Source organism: Pseudomonas sp. NPDC096950, from assembly GCF_044762525.1.
GTDB lineage: Bacteria > Pseudomonadota > Gammaproteobacteria > Pseudomonadales > Pseudomonadaceae > Aquipseudomonas.
The window spans coordinates 2171-24868 of record NZ_JBIWEL010000007.1; the positions used below are offsets into that span (position 1 = coordinate 2171).

Annotated in this window: 19 protein-coding genes; 11 read left to right on the forward strand and 8 right to left on the reverse strand. The window is 60.0% G+C overall.

Annotated features, from left to right (window positions below; genetic code table 11):
* From nuoG to ACIQY3_RS13575, 10 genes are all read left to right on the forward strand, one after another.
* Positions 1-2419: NADH-quinone oxidoreductase subunit NuoG (nuoG, locus tag ACIQY3_RS13530; RefSeq protein WP_403019995.1), on the forward strand; the 2419-nt coding region annotated here is incomplete at its 5' end.
* Entirely contained in the window at positions 2416-3423 is a 1008-nt protein-coding gene (nuoH, locus tag ACIQY3_RS13535) for an NADH-quinone oxidoreductase subunit NuoH (RefSeq protein WP_403019999.1), read from the forward strand. The genes nuoG and nuoH, both read left to right, overlap by 4 nt.
* Before the next feature lie 12 nt (positions 3424-3435).
* A complete protein-coding gene (gene nuoI, locus ACIQY3_RS13540; protein ID WP_157712570.1) occupies positions 3436-3981 on the forward strand; it encodes an NADH-quinone oxidoreductase subunit NuoI in 546 nt (181 codons plus the stop codon).
* A gap of 9 nt (positions 3982-3990) precedes the next feature.
* Positions 3991-4494 carry an NADH-quinone oxidoreductase subunit J gene (gene nuoJ, locus ACIQY3_RS13545; protein ID WP_403020003.1) on the forward strand — a complete coding sequence of 168 codons (504 nt, stop codon included), beginning with the start codon at positions 3991-3993 and terminating at the stop codon, positions 4492-4494.
* 2 nt (positions 4495-4496) lie between these two features.
* On the forward strand, positions 4497-4805 hold the full coding sequence (gene nuoK, locus ACIQY3_RS13550; protein ID WP_007905077.1) for an NADH-quinone oxidoreductase subunit NuoK: 309 nt from the start codon (positions 4497-4499) through the stop codon (positions 4803-4805).
* Positions 4802-6655 (forward strand): NADH-quinone oxidoreductase subunit L, encoded by a 1854-nt coding sequence (gene nuoL, locus ACIQY3_RS13555; RefSeq protein ID WP_403020005.1) that lies wholly within the window; start codon positions 4802-4804, stop codon positions 6653-6655. Before nuoK ends, nuoL begins: the two co-directional genes overlap by 4 nt.
* Positions 6656-6695: 40 nt before the next feature.
* Entirely contained in the window at positions 6696-8228 is a 1533-nt protein-coding gene (nuoM, locus tag ACIQY3_RS13560) for an NADH-quinone oxidoreductase subunit M (RefSeq protein WP_403020007.1), read from the forward strand.
* 7 nt (positions 8229-8235) lie between these two features.
* Entirely contained in the window at positions 8236-9699 is a 1464-nt protein-coding gene (nuoN, locus tag ACIQY3_RS13565) for an NADH-quinone oxidoreductase subunit NuoN (RefSeq protein ID WP_403020010.1), read from the forward strand.
* 205 nt (positions 9700-9904) lie between these two features.
* Entirely contained in the window at positions 9905-10336 is a 432-nt protein-coding gene (locus ACIQY3_RS13570) for a type II toxin-antitoxin system Phd/YefM family antitoxin (protein WP_256735591.1), read from the forward strand.
* Positions 10333-10710: a type II toxin-antitoxin system VapC family toxin gene (locus tag ACIQY3_RS13575; RefSeq protein ID WP_403020014.1), complete on the forward strand. Its 378-nt coding sequence runs from the start codon at positions 10333-10335 to the stop codon at positions 10708-10710. The genes ACIQY3_RS13570 and ACIQY3_RS13575 overlap by 4 nt, the downstream gene beginning before the upstream one ends.
* A 219-nt stretch (positions 10711-10929) precedes the next feature.
* Here the strand turns inward: ACIQY3_RS13575 and ACIQY3_RS13580 are convergent, their stop codons facing one another.
* Genes ACIQY3_RS13580 through ACIQY3_RS13605 form a run of 6 tightly spaced genes read right to left on the reverse strand, consistent with a single transcriptional unit; the run spans position 10930 to position 16866 of the window.
* Positions 10930-12672: an extracellular solute-binding protein gene (locus ACIQY3_RS13580; protein WP_403020016.1), complete on the reverse strand. Its 1743-nt coding sequence runs from the start codon at positions 12670-12672 to the stop codon at positions 10930-10932.
* A 47-nt stretch (positions 12673-12719) separates the two neighbouring features.
* A complete protein-coding gene (locus ACIQY3_RS13585) occupies positions 12720-12992 on the reverse strand; it encodes a DUF2160 domain-containing protein (protein WP_403020018.1) in 273 nt (90 codons plus the stop codon).
* A 10-nt stretch (positions 12993-13002) separates the two neighbouring features.
* Positions 13003-13803 carry a carbohydrate ABC transporter permease gene (locus tag ACIQY3_RS13590; protein WP_163913758.1) on the reverse strand — a complete coding sequence of 267 codons (801 nt, stop codon included), beginning with the start codon at positions 13801-13803 and terminating at the stop codon, positions 13003-13005.
* 8 nt (positions 13804-13811) lie between these two features.
* Positions 13812-14678: a carbohydrate ABC transporter permease gene (locus ACIQY3_RS13595; protein ID WP_163913756.1), complete on the reverse strand. Its 867-nt coding sequence runs from the start codon at positions 14676-14678 to the stop codon at positions 13812-13814.
* Entirely contained in the window at positions 14675-15772 is a 1098-nt protein-coding gene (locus tag ACIQY3_RS13600) for an ABC transporter ATP-binding protein (protein WP_403020023.1), read from the reverse strand. The genes ACIQY3_RS13595 and ACIQY3_RS13600 overlap by 4 nt, the downstream gene beginning before the upstream one ends.
* A complete protein-coding gene (locus ACIQY3_RS13605; RefSeq protein ID WP_123403095.1) occupies positions 15772-16866 on the reverse strand; it encodes an ABC transporter ATP-binding protein in 1095 nt (364 codons plus the stop codon). Before ACIQY3_RS13605 ends, ACIQY3_RS13600 begins: the two co-directional genes overlap by 1 nt.
* A gap of 405 nt (positions 16867-17271) precedes the next feature.
* Between ACIQY3_RS13605 and ACIQY3_RS13610 the strand changes: the two genes are divergently transcribed.
* Positions 17272-19113, forward strand: coding sequence for a sigma-54-dependent Fis family transcriptional regulator (locus tag ACIQY3_RS13610; RefSeq protein WP_403020026.1), 1842 nt, complete (start codon positions 17272-17274; stop codon positions 19111-19113).
* Between the two features lie 355 nt (positions 19114-19468).
* Here the strand turns inward: ACIQY3_RS13610 and cysS are convergent, their stop codons facing one another.
* On the reverse strand, positions 19469-20851 hold the full coding sequence (cysS, locus tag ACIQY3_RS13615; protein WP_403020029.1) for a cysteine--tRNA ligase: 1383 nt from the start codon (positions 20849-20851) through the stop codon (positions 19469-19471).
* Positions 20852-20869: 18 nt separating this feature from the next.
* On the reverse strand, positions 20870-22570 hold the full coding sequence (locus tag ACIQY3_RS13620; RefSeq protein WP_403020033.1) for a glutamine--tRNA ligase/YqeY domain fusion protein: 1701 nt from the start codon (positions 22568-22570) through the stop codon (positions 20870-20872).
* Positions 22571-22698: the final 128 nt, after the last annotated feature.

The following is a 22698-nucleotide window of genomic DNA, read 5'->3' on the forward strand; positions in this document are numbered from 1 at the left end:
CCCCCACGACTGCCCGGTCTGTGAGGAAGGCGGTCACTGCCACCTGCAAGACATGACGGTGATGACCGGCCACAACGAGCGCCGGTATCGCTTCACCAAGCGTACTCACCAGAACCAGGATCTCGGCCCGTTCATCGGTCACGAGATGAACCGCTGCATCGCTTGCTACCGCTGCGTGCGCTTCTATAAGGACTACGCCGGCGGCACCGACCTCGGTGTGTTCGGCGCCCACGACAACGTGTACTTCGGTCGCGTTGAAGACGGCACCCTGGAAAGCGAGTTCTCCGGCAACCTCACCGAGGTCTGCCCGACCGGTGTGTTCACCGACAAGACTCACTCCGAGCGCTACAACCGCAAGTGGGACATGCAGTTCTCGCCGAGCATCTGCCATGGTTGCTCCAGCGGTTGCAACATTTCGCCGGGCGAACGCTACGGTGAACTGCGTCGTATCGAAAACCGCTTCAACGGTTCGGTCAACCAGTACTTCCTGTGCGACCGTGGCCGTTTCGGCTATGGCTACGTCAACCGCGAAGACCGCCCGCGTCAGCCATTGCTGGCCAACGGTGCCAAGCTGACCCTCGACGAAGCGCTGGATAAAGCCGCTGACCTGCTGCGCGGTCGCAACATCGTCGGTATCGGTTCGCCGCGCGCCAGCCTCGAAAGCAACTTCGCGTTGCGCGAACTGGTCGGTGCCGAGCACTTCTACTCCGGTATCGAAGCTGCGGAGCTGGAGCGTATCCGTCTGGTCATGCAAGTGCTGAAAGACAGCCCGCTGCCGATCCCGAACATGCGCGACATCGAAGACCACGACGCGATCTTCGTCCTCGGCGAAGACCTGACCCAGACCGCTGCGCGCATGGCCCTGTCCCTGCGTCAATCGGTCAAAGGCAAGGCCGAAGACATGGCCGACGCGATGCGCGTTCAGCCGTGGCTCGACGCCGCCGTGAAGAACATCGGCCAGCACGAGCTGAACCCGCTGTTCATCGCCAGCCTGGCTGAAACCAAGCTCGACGACATTGCCGAAGAATGCGTACACGCTGCCCCGGACGACCTGGCCCGTATCGGTTTCGCCGTGGCCCACGCCCTCGACGCCAGCGCTCCTGCCGTTGAAGGCCTGGACGCTGAAGCCGTGGAACTGGCCCAACGCATCGCCAATGCCCTGCTGGCCGCCAAGCGTCCGCTGATCATTGCCGGTACTTCGCTCGGTTCCAAAGCGCTGATCGAAGCCGCGGCGAACATCGCCAAAGCCTTGAAGCTGCGCGAGAAGAACGGTTCCATCAGCCTGATCGTGCCAGAGGCCAACAGCCTCGGCCTGGCCATGCTCGGTGGCAACTCGGTCGACGACGCGCTGCAAGCCGTGATCGACGGCAAGGCCGACGCCATCGTCGTGCTGGAAAACGACCTGTACACCCGTACCGACAAAGCCAAGGTCGATGCCGCCCTGAACGCCGCGAAAGTGGTGATCGTGGCCGACCATCAGAAGACCGCCACCAGCGATCGCGCGCACCTGGTCCTGCCAGCCGCCAGCTTCGCTGAAGGCGACGGTACGTTGGTCAGCCAGGAAGGCCGCGCCCAGCGTTTCTTCCAGGTGTTCGACCCGAAATACATGGACGCGAGCATCCTGGTTCACGAAGGCTGGCGCTGGCTGCATGCCCTGCGCGCGACCCTGTTGAACCAGCCGATCGACTGGACCCAACTGGACCACGTCACCGCTGCCGTGGCTTCGAGCACGCCGCAACTGGCGCGCATCGTTGATGCCGCACCGTCCGCCGCGTTCCGCATCAAAGGCATGAAACTGGCCCGGGAACCGCTGCGTTATTCCGGTCGTACCGCCATGCGTGCTGACATCAGCGTGCACGAACCGCGTACCCCGCAAGACAACGACACCGCGTTCAACTTCTCGATGGAAGGTTACTCGGGCTCGGTCGAACCGCGTCAGCAAGTGCCATTCGCCTGGTCGCCGGGCTGGAACTCGCCGCAAGCCTGGAACAAGTTCCAGGACGAAGTCGGTGGTCACATCCGCGCTGGCGACCCGGGCACCCGCCTGATCGAAAGCACCGGTGATTCGCTGAACTGGTTCGCCAGTGTTCCGCGCGCGTTCAACCCGGCGCCGGGCACCTGGCAGGTCGTGCCGTTCTTCCACCTGCTCGGCAGCGAAGAGAACTCTTCGAAAGCCGCACCGGTTCAGGAACGCATTCCGGCTGCCTACGTCGCTTTGGCCAAATCCGAAGCCGATCGCCTTGGCGTCAACGATGGTGCCCTGCTCAACGTGAACGTCGACGGCCAGACCCTGCGTCTGCCACTGCGTATCAATGAAGAGCTGGGCGCTGGCCTGGTGGCATTGCCTGCGGGTATCGCCGGCATTCCAGCGGCAATCTTTGGCAAAACCGTTGACGGACTGCAGGAGGCAGCTCAATGACCTGGTTCACTCCTGAAGTGATCGACGTGATCATCGCGGTCCTCAAGGCCATCGTGATTCTGCTCGCCGTGGTGGTGTGCGGCGCGCTGCTGAGCTGGGTCGAGCGTCGTCTGCTCGCCCTCTGGCAGGACCGTTACGGTCCGAACCGCGTCGGCCCGTTCGGCGCGTTCCAGATCGCGGCCGACATGATCAAGATGTTCTTCAAGGAAGACTGGACGCCGCCGTTCGCCGACAAGATGATCTTCACCCTGGCACCGGTAGTCGCCATGAGCGCCCTGCTGATTGCCTTCGCGATCATCCCGATCACCCCGAGCTGGGGCGTCGCGGACCTGAACATCGGCATCCTGTTCTTCTTCGCCATGGCCGGTCTGTCGGTCTACGCGGTGTTGTTCGCCGGTTGGTCGAGTAACAACAAGTTCGCCCTGCTGGGCAGCTTGCGGGCCTCGGCGCAAACCGTGTCGTACGAAGTGTTCATGGGCCTGTCGTTGATGGGCATCGTGATCCAGGTCGGCTCGTTCAACATGCGCGACATCGTCGATTATCAAGCGCAGAACCTGTGGTTCATCATTCCGCAGATCTTCGGTTTCCTGACCTTCTTCATCGCCGGCGTCGCCGTGACTCACCGTCACCCGTTCGACCAGCCGGAAGCGGAACAGGAACTGGCCGACGGTTACCACATTGAATACGCCGGCATGAAATGGGGCATGTTCTTCGTTGGTGAGTACATCGGCATCGTGTTGATTTCGGCGCTGCTGGTGACCCTGTTCTTCGGTGGCTGGCACGGCCCGTTCGGCATCCTGCCGCAGATCCCGTTCATCTGGTTCGCGCTCAAAACCGCGTTCTTCATCATGATCTTCATCCTGCTGCGCGCCTCGATCCCGCGCCCACGGTATGACCAAGTGATGGATTTCAGCTGGAAGTTCTGCCTGCCGCTGACCCTCGTCAACATGCTGGTGACCGCTGCGATCGTGTTGCTCAACACGCCCGCCGTCGCGGCTCAGTGAGGATAGAGAATCATGAAGTACATATTTGACATCGTGCATGGCTTCTTCACCCAGCTTCGCAGCCTGGTGATGATCTTCGGCCATGCCTTCCGCAAGCGCGACACGCTGCAGTACCCGGAAGAAGCCGTGTACCTGCCGCCGCGCTACCGTGGCCGTATCGTCCTGACCCGCGACCCTGATGGCGAAGAGCGTTGTGTAGCCTGCAACCTGTGCGCCGTGGCGTGCCCGGTCGGTTGCATCTCGCTGCAGAAAGCCGAAACCGAAGACGGTCGCTGGTACCCGGACTTCTTCCGCATCAACTTCTCGCGCTGCATCTTTTGCGGCCTCTGCGAGGAAGCCTGCCCGACCACCGCGATCCAGCTGACACCGGATTTCGAGATGGCCGAGTTCAAACGTCAGGACCTGGTTTACGAGAAAGAAGATCTGCTGATCTCCGGCCCCGGCAAAAACCCTGATTACAACTTCTATCGTGTTGCAGGTATGGCGATTGCCGGGAAGCCGAAAGGCTCCGCGCAGAATGAAGCCGAACCGATCAACGTGAAGAGCTTGCTGCCTTAAGGAAGAAAGATGGAATTCGCTTTCTATTTCGCATCGGGTATCGCGGTGGTGTCCACGCTTCGCGTGATCACCAACACCAACCCTGTGCACGCCCTGCTCTACCTGATCATTTCGCTGATTGCCGTGGCGATGACGTTTTTCGCCCTCGGCGCGCCGTTCGCCGGTGTGCTGGAAGTGATCGCCTACGCCGGCGCCATCATGGTGCTGTTCGTGTTCGTGGTGATGATGCTGAACCTCGGTCCCGCCTCGGTTCAGCAAGAGCGCGTCTGGCTCAAGCCCGGCATCTGGCTCGGCCCGGTTATTCTCGGCGCCCTGCTGCTGGCTGAACTGCTGTACGTACTGTTCAGCCATTCCAGCGGCCAGGCCGTCGGCCACACCACCGTCGACGCGAAGGCCGTGGGCATCAGCCTGTTCGGTCCGTACCTGCTGGTGGTCGAACTCGCCTCGATGCTGCTGCTCGCCGCAGCCGTCACGGCGTTCCACTTGGGCCGCAACGAAGCCAAGGAGCAATGACGATGCCTGCTATCCCTTTGGAGCATGGTCTGGCGGTCGCCGGCATCCTGTTCTGCCTCGGTCTGGTCGGCCTGATGGTCCGCCGCAACATTCTCTTCGTGCTGATGAGCCTGGAGGTCATGATGAATGCCTCCGCTTTGGCGTTCATCGTTGCCGGTAGCCGCTGGGGTCAGCCGGATGGACAGATCATGTTCATCCTGGTGATCAGCCTGGCAGCCGCCGAGGCCAGTATTGGCCTGGCGATTCTGTTGCAGCTGTATCGCCGCTTCCACACTCTCGATATCGACGCTGCCAGCGAGATGCGCGGATGAATCTTCTCTATCTGACTTTCGTATTCCCTCTCATAGGTTTCCTGCTGCTGTCGTTCTCACGCGGCCGCTTCTCGGAAAACCTGTCGGCGCTGATTGGCGTCGGTTCCATTGGCCTGTCGGCGATTGTCGCCGCTTACGTGATCTGGCAATTCAACGTCGCCCCGCCGGAAGGCGGCCACTACACCCAGGTGTTGTGGCAGTGGATGGCGGTTGAAGGCTTCACGCCGAACTTCGCGCTGTATCTGGATGGCCTGTCGGTCACCATGCTTGGCGTGGTGGTCGGTGTCGGCTTCCTGATCCACCTGTTCGCGTCCTGGTACATGCGCGGTGAAGACGGTTACTCGCGCTTCTTCGCCTACACCAACCTGTTTATCGCCAGCATGCTGTTCCTGATCCTGGGCGATAACCTGTTGTTCCTGTACTTCGGCTGGGAAGGTGTGGGCCTGTGCTCGTACCTGTTGATCGGTTTCTACTACAGCAACCGCAACAACGGTAACGCGGCACTCAAGGCGTTCATCGTTACCCGGATCGGCGACGTGTTCATGGCCATCGGCCTGTTCATCCTGTTCCAACAGTTGGGCACGCTGAACATCCAGGAACTGCTGGTCAAGGCACCTGAGCACTTCAAGGTCGGCGACTTCTGGATTGTCCTGGCGACCCTGATGCTGCTGGGCGGCGCTGTCGGTAAATCCGCGCAGCTGCCGCTGCAAACCTGGCTGGCGGATGCGATGGCCGGTCCTACCCCGGTTTCGGCCCTGATCCACGCCGCAACCATGGTGACCGCAGGCGTTTACCTGATCGCCCGTACTCACGGCCTGTTCGCCCTGGCGCCGGATATCCTGCACCTGGTCGGCGTCGTTGGTGGCGTGACCCTGGTCCTCGCCGGTTTTGCCGCGCTGGTCCAGACCGACATCAAACGTATCCTCGCCTACTCGACCATGAGCCAGATCGGCTACATGTTCCTGGCCCTGGGCGTTGGCGCATGGGAAGGCGCGATCTTCCACCTGATGACCCACGCCTTCTTCAAGGCGCTGCTGTTCCTTGCCTCCGGTGCGGTGATCGTTGCCTGCCACCACGAGCAGAACATCTTCAAGATGGGCGGTCTGTGGAAGAAACTGCCGCTGGCCTACACCAGCTTCATCGTCGGCGGCGCGGCATTGTCTGCCCTGCCACTGGTGACCGCAGGCTTCTACTCCAAGGACGAAATCCTCTGGGAGGCGTTCGCCAGCGGCAACCACGGTCTGCTGTACGCAGGTCTGGTCGGCGCGTTCATGACTTCGCTGTACACCTTCCGCCTGATCTTCATCGCGTTCCACGGTGAAGCGAAGACCGAAGCCCACGCCGGTCACGGCATCGCTCACTGGCTGCCACTGTCGGTGCTGATCGTGTTGTCGACCTTCGTCGGCGCCATGATCGTTCCACCGCTGCACGGCGTGTTGCCGGAAAGCGTTGGCCATGCCGGCGGCGAAGCCAAGCACAGTCTGGAAATCGCGTCGGGCGCCATCGCCCTGGCCGGTATCCTGCTGGCCGCGCTGCTGTTCCTCGGCAAGCGTCGTTTCGTCACTGCAATCGCCAACAGCGGCATCGGCCGCTTCCTTTCGGCCTGGTGGTTCGCTGCCTGGGGCTTCGACTGGATCTACGACAAACTGTTCGTCAAGCCATACCTTGCGATCAGCCACGCACTGCGCAGAGACCCGCTCGATCAGACCATCGGTTTGATCCCGCGTATGGCCAAAGGCGGCCACACCGCCCTGAGCCGTACCGAAACCGGTCAACTGCGTTGGTACGCGGCCTCGATGGCAGCCGGCTCCGTGCTGGTCATCGGCGCCATCGTGCTGGTAGCGGTCTGAATATGAACCTTGCGAACTTGCGAAAGGAATTGAGCCCGTCATGATTCTGCCTTGGCTAATCCTGATCCCCTTCATCGGCGGCCTGCTGTGCTGGATGGGAGAGCGCTTCGGCGCTACCCTCCCCCGCTGGATTGCGCTGTTGACCATGACCCTGGAACTCGCACTCGGCCTCTGGCTGTGGGCCCACGGTAATTATTCATTTGCTCCGGCGCCTGGCGCCGATCCGGTCTGGGCGCTTGAGTTCAAGCACATCTGGATCCAGCGCTTCGGCATCAGCGTGCACCTGGCCCTCGACGGCCTGTCGCTGCTGATGATCCTGCTGACCGGCCTGCTGGGTATCCTCTCGGTACTCTGCTCGTGGAAAGAGATCCAGCGTCACGTCGGCTTCTTCCACTTGAACCTGATGTGGATCCTGGGCGGTGTCGTCGGCGTGTTCCTCGCCCTCGACCTGTTCATGTTCTTCTTCTTCTGGGAAATGATGCTGGTGCCGATGTACTTCCTCATCGCGCTCTGGGGTCACAGCTCTTCGGACGGCAAGAAAACCCGGATCTACGCGGCGACCAAGTTCTTCATCTTCACCCAGGCTTCCGGCCTGATCATGTTGGTGGCGATCCTGGGCCTGGTGCTGGTCAACTTCAACAGCACCGGCGTGATCACGTTCAACTATGCCGACCTGCTGAAAACCAAGATGTCGCTCACGACCGAGTACATCCTGATGCTCGGCTTCTTCATCGCTTTCGCGGTGAAACTGCCGGTCGTGCCGTTCCACTCCTGGTTGCCTGATGCTCACGCCCAGGCGCCAACCGCGGGTTCGGTCGACCTGGCCGGTATCTTGTTGAAGACGGCGGCCTACGGCCTGCTGCGTTTCGCCCTGCCGCTGTTCCCGAATGCCTCGGCCGAGTTTGCGCCGATCGCCATGACCCTCGGTCTGATCGGGATCTTCTACGGTGCGTTCCTGGCCTTCGCCCAAACCGACATCAAGCGTCTGATCGCCTACTCCTCCGTTTCCCACATGGGTTTCGTGTTGATCGGCATCTACTCCGGCAGCCAACTGGCGCTGCAGGGCGCGGTGATGCAGATGCTGGCCCACGGTCTGTCGGCCGCTGCACTGTTTATCCTCAGTGGTCAGTTGTACGAACGCACCCACACCCGCGACATGCGTGAAATGGGTGGCCTGTGGTCGAAGATCGCTTACCTGCCGGCCATCAGCCTGTTCTTCGCAGCCGCGTCCCTGGGCTTGCCGGGTACCGGCAACTTCGTCGGTGAGTTCCTGATCCTGATCGGCACGTTCGCCGCTGCACCGTGGATCACCGCGATCGCAACGACGGGCCTGGTGTTCGGTTCGGTCTACTCGCTGATCATGATCCACCGTGCCTACTTCGGCCCGTCCAAGTCGGACGCGGTGTTGCATGGCATGGATGGTCGCGAACTGATCATGGTGGTCGGCCTGGCGGCGCTGCTGATTTACATCGGCGTGTACCCGCAGCCGTTCCTCGACACTTCTGCCGCGACGATGCATGGCGTGCAGCAGTGGCTCGGTACCGCCTTCACTCAACTCGCTTCGGCCCGGTAAGAGCGCTATGGAATTCACGACTCAACACTTTATCGCGCTCGCGCCGTTGTTGATCACCACCGCCACGATCATCGTGGTGATGCTGGCCATCGCCTGGCGCCGCAACCACTCGCAGACCTTCCTGATTTCCGTGGCGGGTTTGAACCTGGCCTTGCTGTCGATCCTGCCAGCCTTGAAAGTCGCGCCATTGGCCGTGACCCCACTGCTGCAAATCGATAGCTTCGCCTGCCTGTACATGGCGCTGATCCTGGTCGCCACCCTCGCTTGTGTGACCCTCGCCCACGCCTACCTCGGCGATGGCGGTTCGGGTTACCCGGGCAACCGCGAAGAACTGTACCTGCTGATCCTGATGGCCGCCGCCGGTGGCCTGGTCCTGGTCAGCGCGCAACACCTGGCCGGGTTGTTCATCGGTCTGGAACTGTTGTCGGTGCCGGTCTACGGTCTGGTGGCGTATGCCTTCTTCAACAAGCGCTCGCTGGAAGCCGGTATCAAGTACATGGTGCTGTCGGCCGCCGGTTCCGCGTTCCTGTTGTTCGGTATGGCCCTGCTCTACGCCGACTCCGGCAGCCTGAGCTTCGTCGGTATCGGTCAAGCACTGGCCGCGACTGGCCTGCCAAGCTCCCTGGCGCAAATGGGCCTGGGCATGATGCTGATCGGCCTGGCGTTCAAGCTGTCGCTGGTACCGTTCCACCTCTGGACCCCGGACGTTTACGAAGGGGCTCCGGCACCGGTGGCCGCGTTCCTCGCGACCGCTTCCAAAGTTGCGGTGTTCGCCGTGATGGTGCGTCTGTTCCAGATCTCCCCTGCCGCAAGCAGCGGTGTGCTGAGCGACGTGCTGACCATCATCGCCATCGCGTCGATCCTGTTCGGTAACCTGCTGGCACTGACCCAAAGCAACCTCAAGCGTCTGCTGGGTTACTCGTCCATCGCTCACTTCGGTTACCTGTTGATCGCCCTGGTGGCGAGCAAGGGTCTGGCCGTGGAAGCCATCGGCGTGTACCTGGTCACCTACGTGATCACCAGCCTCGGCGCCTTCGGCGTGATCACCCTGATGTCCTCGCCGTACAACGGCCGTGACGCGGATGCCCTGTACGAATACCGCGGCCTGTTCTGGCGCCGTCCGTACCTGACCGCCGTGCTGACCGTGATGATGCTGTCCCTGGCCGGCATCCCGCTGACCGCGGGCTTCATCGGCAAGTTCTACATCATTGCTACCGGCGTCGAGTCGCACCAATGGTGGCTGGTCGGTTCCCTGGTACTGGGCAGCGCTATCGGTGTCTTCTACTACCTGCGCGTGATGGTCACCCTGTACCTGATCGAACCGAACCTGCGTCGCCACGACGCCCAACTGCACTGGGAACAAAAGGCAGGCGGCGTCATGCTGCTGGCCATCGCCGCCCTGGCGTTCTTCCTGGGTCTGTATCCGCAGCCGTTGCTGGTGCTGGTTCAGCAGGCCGGTCTGGCGGGTTGATCGTGTAGCGGTAGTTGGTAGAAAACAGAAACGGCACCTTCGGGTGCCGTTTTTGCGTTTGTAAGATTTGTTACCGCTGCTCTTCCATCCACCCGCAATCGCCGAAAGCTCTCGCTGGATTGTCCGTTTCGTCCTACAGCCAGCATCATGTCCTTGGTCCTATCTTGGATGACTGCTGGACAGAGCAATCAAAAGAGAGCGAATAATGAAACGGGACATTTTTCTTGAGTTAGTAGACGGCTTCGACGCTCTGGCGGCGCAGCGCCAAAGCAAGGTCGCGCACCTACACTACAAAGCGGAACTCACCAATCCTCCGCTCATCTGCACAGAGCAATCATACGACTTTGCAGCTCCAAAATATTCTGGCTATATTTGTCCAGAATATGGGAGAGCAATGATGATCATCGTTCCGCTGGCGGAAGCAAAAAACAATTTATCCAAACTCGTCGATGACGCAGCAGCAGGGCAGATCATCACGATTGCCAAACATGGTCGGGCCCTTGCCCGCTTGGTCCCCATGGACAAGCATTGCGGACAGCGTATCGGAGCGATGAAAGGCAAACTTGTTCTTCCCGAAGACTTCGATGCACCTCTGCCGGACGATATGCTCGATGCTTTTGAAGGCACTCAAGGATGAGGTTATTGCTCGATACTCACATTCTGCTTTGGACACTCAGCGATGATCCGAAGCTCTCTGGCAAGGCCAGAAAACTCATTGAAAACGCGGCCGACATTTATATCAGCGCAGCGACATTCTGGGAGATGTCGATCAAGGTCGGGCTGGGAAAACTGAACGTTGATCTGGAAGAACTACGCCAGTATTGCCTCGACAGTGGGTTCATCGAACTGGCTGTGACCTCGGAACATGCCATTGCAGTGAAAGATCTGGAACATCACCATCGTGATCCCTTTGACCGTCTCATTGTCGCAACGGCCATGACAGAACCTATGAAGCTCCTCACCGCTGACCCGTTAGTTGCCAGGTACACGGATTTGGCTGTACTGGTCTGATCGATCCACCACTCCTCATCTGAACACTGTATTTGTGAGGTGTTTGATCGGCTCAAGAAATTGGATGTATTAGATGGCCTCTTCGCGAGCAAGCCCGCTACCACAGGGAATCCGTGGACAACCCTGAACTCCTGAGCGGGCTTGCTCGCGAAAGCGGTCTATCTGCCACCAATGAAAACGGCACCTTCCGGTGCCGTTCGCATTTCACATTACAGCTTCTTACTTACGCGCATCCGCCCACGATTTCAGCAGTTCGGTGTAGCTCACGGTCTCGCCTTTAGGCTTCTCGTTCGCCAATTTAGGCTTCGGCGCACCCGGTTGATCGAACCAGTACTGCGCATCCCGTTCCGGGTTCATTTTCGGCCCGCACACCGGTTGCACCTTGGAACGTTCAAGCCGGGTCATGATGGCGTCCTGGTCCTTGGCCAGACCATCGAGCGCTTGTTGCGGGGTTTTCTCGCCGCTGGCCGCTTCGGCGATGTGGCTCCACCACAGTTGCGCCAAACGCGGATAGTCCGGCACGTTGGTCCCGGTCGGAGTCCATTGCACGCGGGCCGGGCTGCGGTAGAACTCCACCAGACCACCGAGTTTCGGTGCCAGGTCGGTCATGGCTTGCGAGTTGATGTCCGACTCTCGAATCGGCGTCAGGCCAACGATGGTTTTCTTCAGCGAGACAGTTTTCGAGGTTACAAACTGCGCGTAGAGCCAGGCCGCGAGTTTTTGTTTCTCAGGCGTGGACTTCATGAACGTCCAGGAACCCACGTCCTGATACCCCAGCTTCATGCCCTCTTCCCAATACGGTCCGCGCGGGGACGGCGCCATGCGCCATTTCGGCGAGCCATCGGTGTTCACCACCGGCAGTCCCGGTTTGGTCATGTCGGCAGTAAACGCGGTGTACCAGAATATCTGCTGGGCGATGTTGCCCTGGGACGGTACCGGGCCGGATTCGGAGAAGGTCATGCCCGCCGCTTCCGGTGGCGCGTAGGCTTTGAGCCAGTCGACGTATTTCTGCGTCGCATAGACCGCCGCCGGGCCGTTGGTGTCGCCGCCACGGGTGATGCTGGAACCGACCGGGTGGCAGTCCTCGACGCGAATGCCCCACTCGTCCACCGGCAAACCATTGGGGATGCCTTTGTCGCCGGCACCGGCCATGGAGAACCAGGCATCGGTGAAGCGCCAGCCCAGGGACGGGTCTTTCTTACCGTAGTCCATGTGCCCGTAGATGCGCTTGCCGTCGATTTCCTTGACGTCTTCGCTGAAGAACTTGGCAATGTCTTCATAGGCCGACCAGTTCACCGGCACGCCCAATTCGTAACCGTACTTTTCCTTGAACTTGGCTTTCAGCTCCGGCCGTTCGAACCAGTCGGCGCGGAACCAGTAGAGGTTGGCGAACTGCTGGTCGGGCAGCTGATAGATCTTGCCGTCCGGCGCAGTGGTGAAGGAAATGCCGATGAAGTCCTTGATGTCCAGGGTCGGCGAGGTGAAATCCTTGCCTTCGTTAGCCATCAGGTCGGTGATCGCCTCGGTCTTGCCGTAGCGGAAGTGCGTACCGATCAGGTCCGAGTCGTTGACCCAGCCGTCATAAATGCTCTTGTCCGACTGCATCACAGTCTGCAGTTTTTCCACCACATCGCCTTCTTGCAGCAAGTCGTGGGTGACCTTGATCCCGGTGATTTCGGTAAAGGCCTTGGCCAGCACCTTGGACTCATATTCGTGGGTGGTCAGGGTTTCCGAGACAACCTTGATGTCCATCCCGCGAAACGGCTGGGCGGCCTTGATGAACCACTTCAATTCCTCAAGCTGCTGTTCAGCCGTCAGGGTGGACGGTTTGAATTCGCTGCCGATCCACTTTTTCGCCGCGTCTTCGTAGGCATCCGCCCAGGCAGATGCGCTCAAACCGCTGAGTGCCAGCATGGCTGCCAATGAAATGCTATGTCGCAGCTTATTGTTTTTGTCGAACATAGAGACCTCCTGTTTAAGTTTCGGAGCAACATTGCCGAGCGATTCGACTAGCCCCAACGCATCACAGCCAACAGCCACACCAGGGACAACGCGGACGCGACCCAGATGCTCCAGTCGGTGACGCCGATTACCAGCAAATGCAGGTAGGCGCTGCCGAGAAGACCGATAAACAAGCGATCGCCACGGGTGGTGGCAATCGGCAACAAACCACGGCGAAGAATGCTCGGCGAACGCAGCTCCCAAGTCGTCATGCCCACCAGGATCAGGCCAATGGCGATGAAAAACGCCGCGGTGGGGACCGTCCAACTCATCCATTCCATCATCAGCTCCTCAGACTCGGCCCAGGGCAAAGCCCTTGGCCACGTGGTTGCGAACAAACCAGATCACCAGCATGCCCGGCAGGATGGTCAACACCCCCGCCGCCGCCAGCACGCCCCAGTCGATACCGGACGCCGAGACCGTGCGGGTCATCACCGCCGCGATGGGCTTGGCATTGACCGACGTCAGCGTCCGCGCCAGCAGCAACTCGACCCAGGAAAACATGAAGCAAAAGAACGCCGTCACACCAATGCCCGAGCCAATCAACGGGATAAAAATCTTCACGAAGAACTTCGGAAAACTGTAGCCATCAATGTAGGCGGTTTCATCGATCTCCTTGGGAACCCCGGACATGAAGCCTTCGAGGATCCACACCGCCAACGGTACGTTAAACAGGCAATGGGCCAGGGCCACGGCGATGTGGGTATCGAACAAGCCAATCGAGGAGTACAGCTGGAAGAACGGCAACAGGAACACCGCCGGCGGCGCCATGCGGTTGGTCAGCAGCCAGAAAAACAGGTGCTTGTCGCCGAGGAAGCGATACCGCGAGAACGCATAGGCCGCCGGCAGCGCCACGCTCAGGGAGATCACCGTGTTCAGGCTCACGTAATACAGCGAGTTGAGATAACCGGTGTACCAACTCGGGTCGGTGAAGATCACCTTGTAGTTGGCGAAGGTGAAATCCTGCGGAAACAGAGTCAGGCCGCCGAGGATTTCGGTGTTGCTCTTGAAGGACATGTTCAGCAGCCAGTAGATCGGCACCAGCAGGAACAGGATGTAGATCAGCAACGGAATCAGCTTTCTCTTGCTCATGGCAGACCTCAGCGGTTGGCGTCAGAGTGAGTCATGGCGGTATAGAACAGCCAGGACACCAACAGGATGATCAGGAAGTACACCAGCGAGAATGCCGCCGCCGGGCCGAGGTCGAATTGCCCTACGGCCATCTGGGTCAACGTCTGACTCAGGAAGGTCGTGGCATTCCCCGGCCCGCCGCCGGTGAGCACGAACGGCTCGGTGTAGATCATGAAACTGTCCATGAAGCGCAACATCACCGCGATCAACAGCACGCTCTTGAGCTTGGGCAACTGGATGTGTCGGAAAACCGCCCAGGACGACGCCCGATCAATCCGCGCCGCCTGGTAGTACACGTCCGGAATCGCCCGCAAACCGGAGAAACACAACAGCGCCACCAGCGAGGTCCAGTGCCAGACGTCCATCACCAGCACGGTGACCCAGGCGTCCATGGTGTTCGACGCGTAGTTGTAGTTCATGCCCATGGCATTCAGGCTGGAACCGAGCAAACCGATGTCGGCACGGCCGAAAATCTGCCAGATAGTACCGACCACGTTCCACGGAATCAGCAGCGGAATCGCCAGGATAATCAGCACCAGCGACGACCAGCGGCCCTTGGTCGGCATGGTCAGGGCGATGGCGATGCCCAGCGGAATTTCGATCAGCAACACGCAGCCGGAGTAGATGAACTGGCGCAGCAACGAGTCATGCAAGCGCGGGTCGAGCAGCACCTGCTTGTACCAGTCGGCACCGACGAAGTAGCGGCTGGACTGGTCGAAGATGTCCTGCACCGAATAGTTGACCACGGTCATCATCGGGATCACCGCACTGAACGCCACCAGCAGGAAAACCGGCAGGACCAGCCACCAGGCCTTGTTGTTCTGCACCTTGTTCATGGCTGCACCTCCACCAGATAGTCGTCCGCATACACCATCAACCATTGCGCCGGGAAGCTGATGTGCGCCGTGCCTTCAGGCACCGGTTTGTCTTCCGCCAGGCGCACTTTCAACGGCACGCCGTCGAGGTTCAGGGTCATGATCTTGTAGGTACCAAGGTCTTCGATGTGTACGACTTTTGCCTGCATCGCGTCATCAAAGGGTTCGTCCCACACATGCACGAACTCCGGACGAATGCCGACCTTCAGGGTTTTCCACTCGGACTCGGCGATTTGTTTCTGCATCGCGTCGGAAAGCGGCAAGTGCGTCGAAGCGAAACCGACACCGCCGGGCTGTGGCTGCACGTCGATCAGGTTCATCCCCGGGCTGCCGATGAAATAGCCGACAAAGGTGTGGCTCGGCCGCTCGAACAATTCCCGTGGCGTGCCGAACTGCACGATCTGCCCGCCGTACATCACCGCGATCTTGTCGGCGAAGGTCGAGGCTTCGAGCTGATCGTGGGTGACGTAGACCATGGTGATGTTGAACTGCTCGTGGATCTGCTTGAGCTTGCGCCGCAGTTTCCACTTCAGGTGCGGGTCGATCACCGTCAGCGGCTCGTCGAACAGGATCGCCGACACGTCATCACGCACCAGCCCGCGGCCCATGGAGACTTTCTGTTTTTCATCGGCGGTGAGGTTGCGTGCCTTTTTGCTCAGCAGGGCCTGGAGGTCGAGCACCTCGGCAATTTCCTGCACCTTGCTGTGAATTTTCGCCTCGCCCATGCCCTGGTTTCGCAATGGGAAGGCCAGGTTGTCGAACACCGTCATGGTGTCGTAGACCACCGGGAACTGGAAAACCTGGGCGATGTTGCGCTTCTCCGGGGTCAGGTCATTCACGACTTTGCTGTCGAACAGCACCTGGCCCTGGGACGGGCTGAGCAACCCGGAAATGATGTTGAGCAAGGTCGACTTGCCGCACCCCGACGGCCCGAGCAAGGCGTAGGCACCGCCCTGCTCCCAGATGTGGTCCATCTCGCGAATCGCGTAATCCTCTGGGCCGCTCGGCGTGCGACTGTAGCTGTGGGCGAGGTTCTGCAAACGGATTTCGGCCATCAGGCAACCCTCGCGATACGGCGACCGGGCGCCTGGACCAGCCGCCCCTGCGTATCGAACACAAACAGTTTATGGGTCGGGATATAGATGCGAATCGGCGCATCGACGTCGTATTCGTGGACACCCGGCAAGTGCAGCACCAACAGGAAATGCTCGTTGCGCACATGCAGGAAGGTTTCCGAGCCGCTGATCTCGGCCACCTCGACGGTCACCGCCAGCTCCAGGTCATCGTCGTTGCTCGGCACCAGGGAGATGTGGCTCGGGCGCACACCGAAGCGGAACTCGCCCTCGCCCACCGGGCGCAGATCGACGTTCAGCGGGAAGTGCACGAAATTCGCAAAACTCACTTCGTTGCCGGCAATGCGCCCCGGCATCAGGTTGATCGGCGGTTCGGAGAACAACTCCGCCGCCAGCACCGTTTGCGGCTGGTGATAGACCTCGGAAGACTTGCCGCTCTGGATCACCCGGCCTTCATGCAGAATCGTGGTGGTGCCACCGAGCGCGAGGGCTTCGTTGGGTTCAGTGGTGGCGTAGATCGCGATGGTGTGCCGCGCCTTGAACAGCTCGCGCATTTCCTGGCGCAGCTCTTCACGCAGTTTGTAGTCGAGGTTGACCAGCGGTTCGTCGAACAGGATCAGTTCGGCATCCTTGACCAGCGCCCGGGCCATGGCCGTGCGCTGTTGCTGGCCGCCGGACAGCTCCAGTGGATGGCGCTGGAGGAATTTCTCGATGCGCAGCATCTTCGCGGTTTCCAGCACTTTGCTCTGGATCACCTCGTTCGACACACCGCCCTGGCGCAAGGGCGAAGCGATGTTCTCGAACACTGTCATCGTCGGGTAGTTGATGAACTGCTGGTAGACCATCGACACGTTGCGCAGGCGCACCGGACGTTGGGTGACGTCAACGCCGTTCATCAGGATGCGCCCGCTGTCGGGCTTATCCAGACCGGCCATCAGGCGCATGAGGCTGGTTTTGCCGGACAGCGTGCGCCCGAGCAAAACGTTGAAGGATCCGGGTTCGAAAACAAGGCACGCATCGTCGATCCAGGTCTGGCCCTCGACGGTACGGCTGACGTGCTCCAGGGTTAATGACATGGCTCGGCCTTTTTTATTATTTGGAGTCAAGCGACCGAAGCGATAGAGCGACATTCGTGCCAGAAATCACAAGTGGTTGATCTTGTTTAAAAATCCTCGGAGAACGGCGAAAAGCGCGTTCGTTGCTGAACAGAAATGAACAGTTGCGACTGAACAACTGAACACTTCGGCGGTTGACAATGAACAATAGTGAACAACAATCTACAGGTGCTTTTAGCCTTACCCGGATCACGGCCAAAGACGCAAAACCTGTGGGAGCGGGCTTGCTCGCGAAGAGGAAATGTCAGTCGACATTAATGTTGTCTGACCCACCGCTTTCGCGAGCAAGCTCGCTCCCACAGGGAGTTCGTCGTGCTGCAGAAGTACCCATAAAAACAATAAAAGCTTGCTCAGAGATCGACTGCCATGGCCGTACCCGCCTCGCCGCTCTCCCATGACGCCATCATTCAGGACTCCTGGTCCCGCTGCCGCGCGTTCGGTCTGAACCACCACAGCGTGCCGACCTTCGACCAACTGCCGGCCGACGGCATCGCGCACTTGTTGGAGAGCCAGCATTCCCTGGTGCAGACCACCCATCAGGAAGTGCTGCCGTATTACGAGAACATCCTCAGTAACTCCAATTGCCTGATCATGCTCGCCGACAATCAAGGCCAAGTGCTCACGTCCTGGGGCACCCAACGGTTTATCGAACCGAGCCTGACCCGCGGTTTCAGCGCCGGGGCGAGCTGGATGGAGCGTTGCAGCGGGACCAATGCGATCGGTACTGCACTGGCTTGCGAGCAAGCGGTGCATATCGAGCACGATGAACACTTCCTGAAAGCCAATCGTTTCATGACCGGCTCCGCCGCGCCGATTTTCGATGCCGAGCGCAAGGTGATCGCGGTGCTCGACGTGTCCAGCGACAGTTACCTGCCGCCGTCCCACACCCTGGGCATGGTCAAGATGATGAGCCAGACCGTGGAAAACCGGTTGATCCTCAACCTGTTCCACGGCCAGCATTTTCAACTGACCTTCAACACCGGGTTGAACAACCTCGACAGCCAGTGGGCCGGGTTGTTGATTTTCGACGAGACCGGGCAAGTGCTGTCGGCCAATCGCCGGGCTGACAATCTGCTGGGCATCAGCCTGTCCCGGGTCAGCGTGGAAAGTCTGTTCAAGGTCTCTTTGCTGGAGTTGCTGAACCAACCGGATGGTTTGCCGTTTGCCCTGCAAGCTTCCGGGCGTAACCGTTTTCAATGCCTGTTGAAGCGGCCGAAACAGGCGCCGATTCAGGCGCGGGTGTTTTCTGATAGCAAGGGCGCAGAACCGACCGTTGCAGCGCCTGCCGCCATCAGCCTGAACACCCTGCATTTCGGCGACAGCCGCGTGGAAAAAGCCGTGCGTCAGGCCGAACGCTTGCTGGAGAAAGACATCCCGCTGTTGATCCACGGCGAAACCGGGGTCGGCAAGGAAGTCTTCGTCAAAGCCCTGCACCAGGCCAGCTCCCGCAGCAAACAGCCCTTTATCGCCGTCAACTGTGCGGCGATCCCCGCCGAACTGGTCGAGTCCGAGCTGTTTGGCTATGAGAAAGGCGCATTCACCGGCGCCAATCAAAAAGGCAGCATCGGTCTGATCCGCAAGGCTGACAAAGGCACCCTCTTCCTCGATGAAATCGGTGACATGCCGCTGCCGACCCAGGCCCGGCTGTTGCGGGTGTTGCAGGAGCGCTGCGTGCAACCGGTGGGCAGCAGCGAGTTGTTCCCGGTGGATATCCGCATTATTTCCGCCACCAACCGCTCGTTGCGCGAACAGGTGCAACTGGGGCGGTTTCGGGAAGATCTGTATTACCGGATCGGCGGCTTGACCCTGGAATTGCCGCCGCTACGGGAACGCAGCGACAAACAGGCGCTGTTCAAGCGTTTGTGGGAACAGCACCGGGAGCCGTCGCAATGGGCCGGGTTGAGCCGTGAGGTGATGGAGTTGTTCAGCCGTCATCCGTGGCCAGGGAATTTAAGACAGGTCAGCAGCGTGATGCAGGTGGCGCTGGCCATGGCCGAGGAACAACCGGTGCGGCCGGAACATTTGCCGGATGATTTCTTTGTCGATCTGGAGATGGAACCGGTGGAACCGACGGAGCCATTGGCGGTGGATTTGAATGATGCGGAGGATTTGAATCGGCTGTTGCAGGCGGCTGGGGGGAATATCTCGCACTTGGCTCGGAGACTTGGGGTGAGTCGCAATACGTTGTACAAGCGCCTTAGGCAGTGATCGTTCCCACGCTCTGCGTGGGAATGCAGCCCGGGACGCTCCGCGTCCCTTCAAGAGCCGAACGCGGAGCGTCCGTGGAGGCATTCCCACGCGGAGCGGGGGAACGATCAACAAGCGGTTGCGTCAGGCTGAGTGATGGAGTGAGCCACATTGGCGGCGGTCGGCTTGAGACCTTCGCGAGCAAGCCCGCTCCCACAGGGGATGTGTGTCGTGCACAACACTCAACCACACCCAAAATCCCCTGTGGGAGCGGGCTTGCTCGCGAAGACGTCTGCCCTGCCACCACAACACCAACGCCAAACCCAAAAACAAAAACCCGCACAAGGCGGGTTTTTGTTTGTAGCCAGCGCAGCAATCAGTCAGCCAAACGCCAGGTCGTGCCGCCCTTGCCGTCTTCCAGCACCACGCCCATGGCGGTGAGCTGGTCGCGGATGCGGTCGGATTCGGCCCAGTCTTTGCCGGCCCGAGCCGCCAGACGCGCGGCAATCAGCGCATCCACTTCAGCCGCATCAACCCGGCCTTCAGCGCCGGCCTGCAAGAAGTCATCGGCTTCGAGCTGCAACACACCCAGCACACTCGCCAGTTCTTTCAGACGCGCCGCCAGACCTGCCGCTGCATTGAGATCGCTCTCACGCAGACGGTTGATCTCGCGCACCATCTCGAACAGCACCGCGCAGGCTTCCGGCGTGCCAAAGTCGTCGTTCATCACCGTAGTGAAGCGCTCGACAAAGGCTTCGCCGCCGGCCGGGGCCACGCTCGGCAGGCCTTTCAACGCGTGGTAGAAACGCTCGAGGGCGCCCTTGGCGTCCTTGAGGTTGTCTTCCGAGTAGTTGATCGCGCTGCGGTAGTGGCTCGACACCAGCAGGTAACGCACGACTTCCGGGTGGTACTTTGCCAGCACGTCGCGAATGGTGAAGAAGTTGTTCAAGGACTTGGACATCTTCTCGCCATTGATGCGAATCATGCCGCAATGCATCCACGCGTTGGCGTAGGTCTTGCCGGTCGCCGCTTCGCTCTGGGCGATTTCGTTTTCATGGTGCGGGAACTCAAGGTCGCTGCCGCCGCCATGAATGTCGAAGGTCTCGCCGAGGCAGCAAGTCGACATCACCGAGCACTCGATGTGCCAGCCCGGACGACCGTCGCCCCACGGCGAAGGCCAGCTCGGCTCGCCCGGCTTGGCGCCTTTCCACAGCACGAAGTCCAGCGGGTCCTGTTTCGACTCGTCGACTTCGATCCGCGCGCCAATGCGCAGGTCTTCGATTTTCTTGCGCGACAGCTTGCCGTAGCCCATGAACTTGGCGACGCGGTAGTACACGTCGCCATTACCCGGGGCGTAGGCATAACCCTTGTCGATCAGGGTCTGGATCATGCTCTGCATGCCCCCGATATGATCAGTGGCCCGCGGTTCCATGTCCGGTTTGAGGATGTTGAGGCGCGCCTCGTCCTCGTGCATCGCGGTGATCATGCGCTCGGTCAGCACGTCGAACGGCTCGCCGTTCTCCTTGGCCCGATTGATGATCTTGTCTTCGATGTCGGTGATGTTGCGCACATAGGTCAGGTTATAACCGCTGAACCGCAACCAGCGGGTCACCAGGTCGAACGCGACCATGCTGCGGCCGTGGCCAATGTGGCAGTAGTCGTACACGGTCATCCCGCAGACGTACATGCGCACATTGTTGCCATCCAGCGGCTTGAAGACTTCTTTGCTCTTGGTGAGCGTGTTGTAGATCGTTAGCACTTTAATTGTTTCCTTGAATCACTGGCCCCACGAATCACGCAAGGTCACGGTACGGTTGAATACCGGATGACCGGGTTTCGAGTCCTTGATATCCGCGCAGAAGTAGCCTTCGCGCTCGAACTGGAAACGGTCTTCCGGCTGTGCATTGCCCAACGAGGGTTCAGCACGACAACCGGTGAGGACTTGCAGCGAGTCAGGGTTGATGTTGTCCAGGAAACTGGCGCTGTCTTCGGCCTTCTCAGGGTTGGCCGAACGGAACAGACGATCGTACAGGCGCACTTCGCACTCGACGCTTTCTGCTGCCGGTACCCAGTGCACCACGCCTTTGACCTTGCGGCCTTCAGGGTTCTTGCCGAGGGTTTCCGGATCGTAGGAGCAACGCAGTTCGACGATGTTGCCATCGGCGTCCTTGATCGCTTCGTCGGCACGGATCACGTAGCTGCCGCGCAGACGCACTTCGCCGTTCGGCTCCAGGCGCTTGTAGCCTTTTGGCGGCTCTTCCATGAAGTCATCGTGGTCGATGTAGATTTCACGGGAGAACGGCAGCTTGCGCACGCCCAGTTCTTCTTTCTGCGGATGACGTGGCAGTTCGAGGTGATCGACCTTGTCTTCCGGGTAATTGGTAATCACAACCTTCAACGGACGCAGCACGCACATGGCGCGCGGAGCGTTTTGGTCCAGGTCCTGACGGATGCTGAATTCAAGCATGCCGAAATCCACCACGCCGTCGGAACGGTTGGTACCGACCATGTCGCAGAAGTTACGGATCGACGCGGGCGTATAGCCACGGCGGCGGAAGCCCGACAGCGTGGACATGCGCGGATCGTCCCAGCCGAACACGTGCTTTTCATCGACCAGTTGCTTGAGCTTGCGCTTGCTGGTGATGGTGTAGTTCAGGTTCAGACGGCTGAATTCGTACTGACGCGGGTGCGCCGGCACTGGCAGCGCGTCCAGGAACCAGTCGTACAGCGGACGGTGGCTTTCGAACTCCAGGGTGCAGATCGAGTGAGTGATGCCTTCGATGGCGTCCGACTGACCGTGGGTGAAGTCATAGTTCGGGTAGATGCACCACTTGTCACCGGTCTGGTGATGGTGTGCGTGACGGATGCGATACATGATCGGGTCGCGCAGGTTCATGTTCGGCGAGGCCATGTCGATCTTGGCCCGCAGCACGCGTGCGCCGTCCTGGAATTCGCCGGCCTTCATGCGGGCGAACCAGTCGAGGTTTTCCTCCACGGAACGGTCACGGAACGGGCTGTTCTTGCCCGGCTCGGTCAGGGTGCCGCGGTATTCCTTGGCTTGCTCCGGGCTCAGGTCATCGACGTAGGCCTTGCCGGCCTTGATCAGCTCGACGGCCCAATCGTGCAACTGGTCGAAATACTGCGAGGCATAGCGCACTTCACCGGACCATTCGAAGCCCAGCCACTTGATGTCGCTTTCGATCGCGTCGATGTATTCCTGGTCTTCCTTGGCCGGGTTGGTGTCGTCGAAACGCAGGTGCGTGACGCCGCCAAATTCCTGGGCCAGGCCGAAGTTCACGCAAATCGACTTGGCGTGACCGATGTGCAGGTAGCCGTTGGGCTCAGGCGGGAAACGGGTGACGATCTGCGTGTGCTTACCCGAGTCCAGGTCCGCCTGGATGATCGGGCGCAGGAAATTGACCGGCACGGCAGGGCCGGTCTTGGCATTCGAGGTAGGGTCGACAGTGGGCTTGCTCATAGGATCCTTGAACGTACAAGTGCGTGGCCGGAACGAAAGGCCTGACAAAACAAAGGCGCTATCATAGCCGATGCTGTCAAGCCGCTGACAGAGCGGGCCTGCAAACGGTGGCATTTAATCGCCTGCAA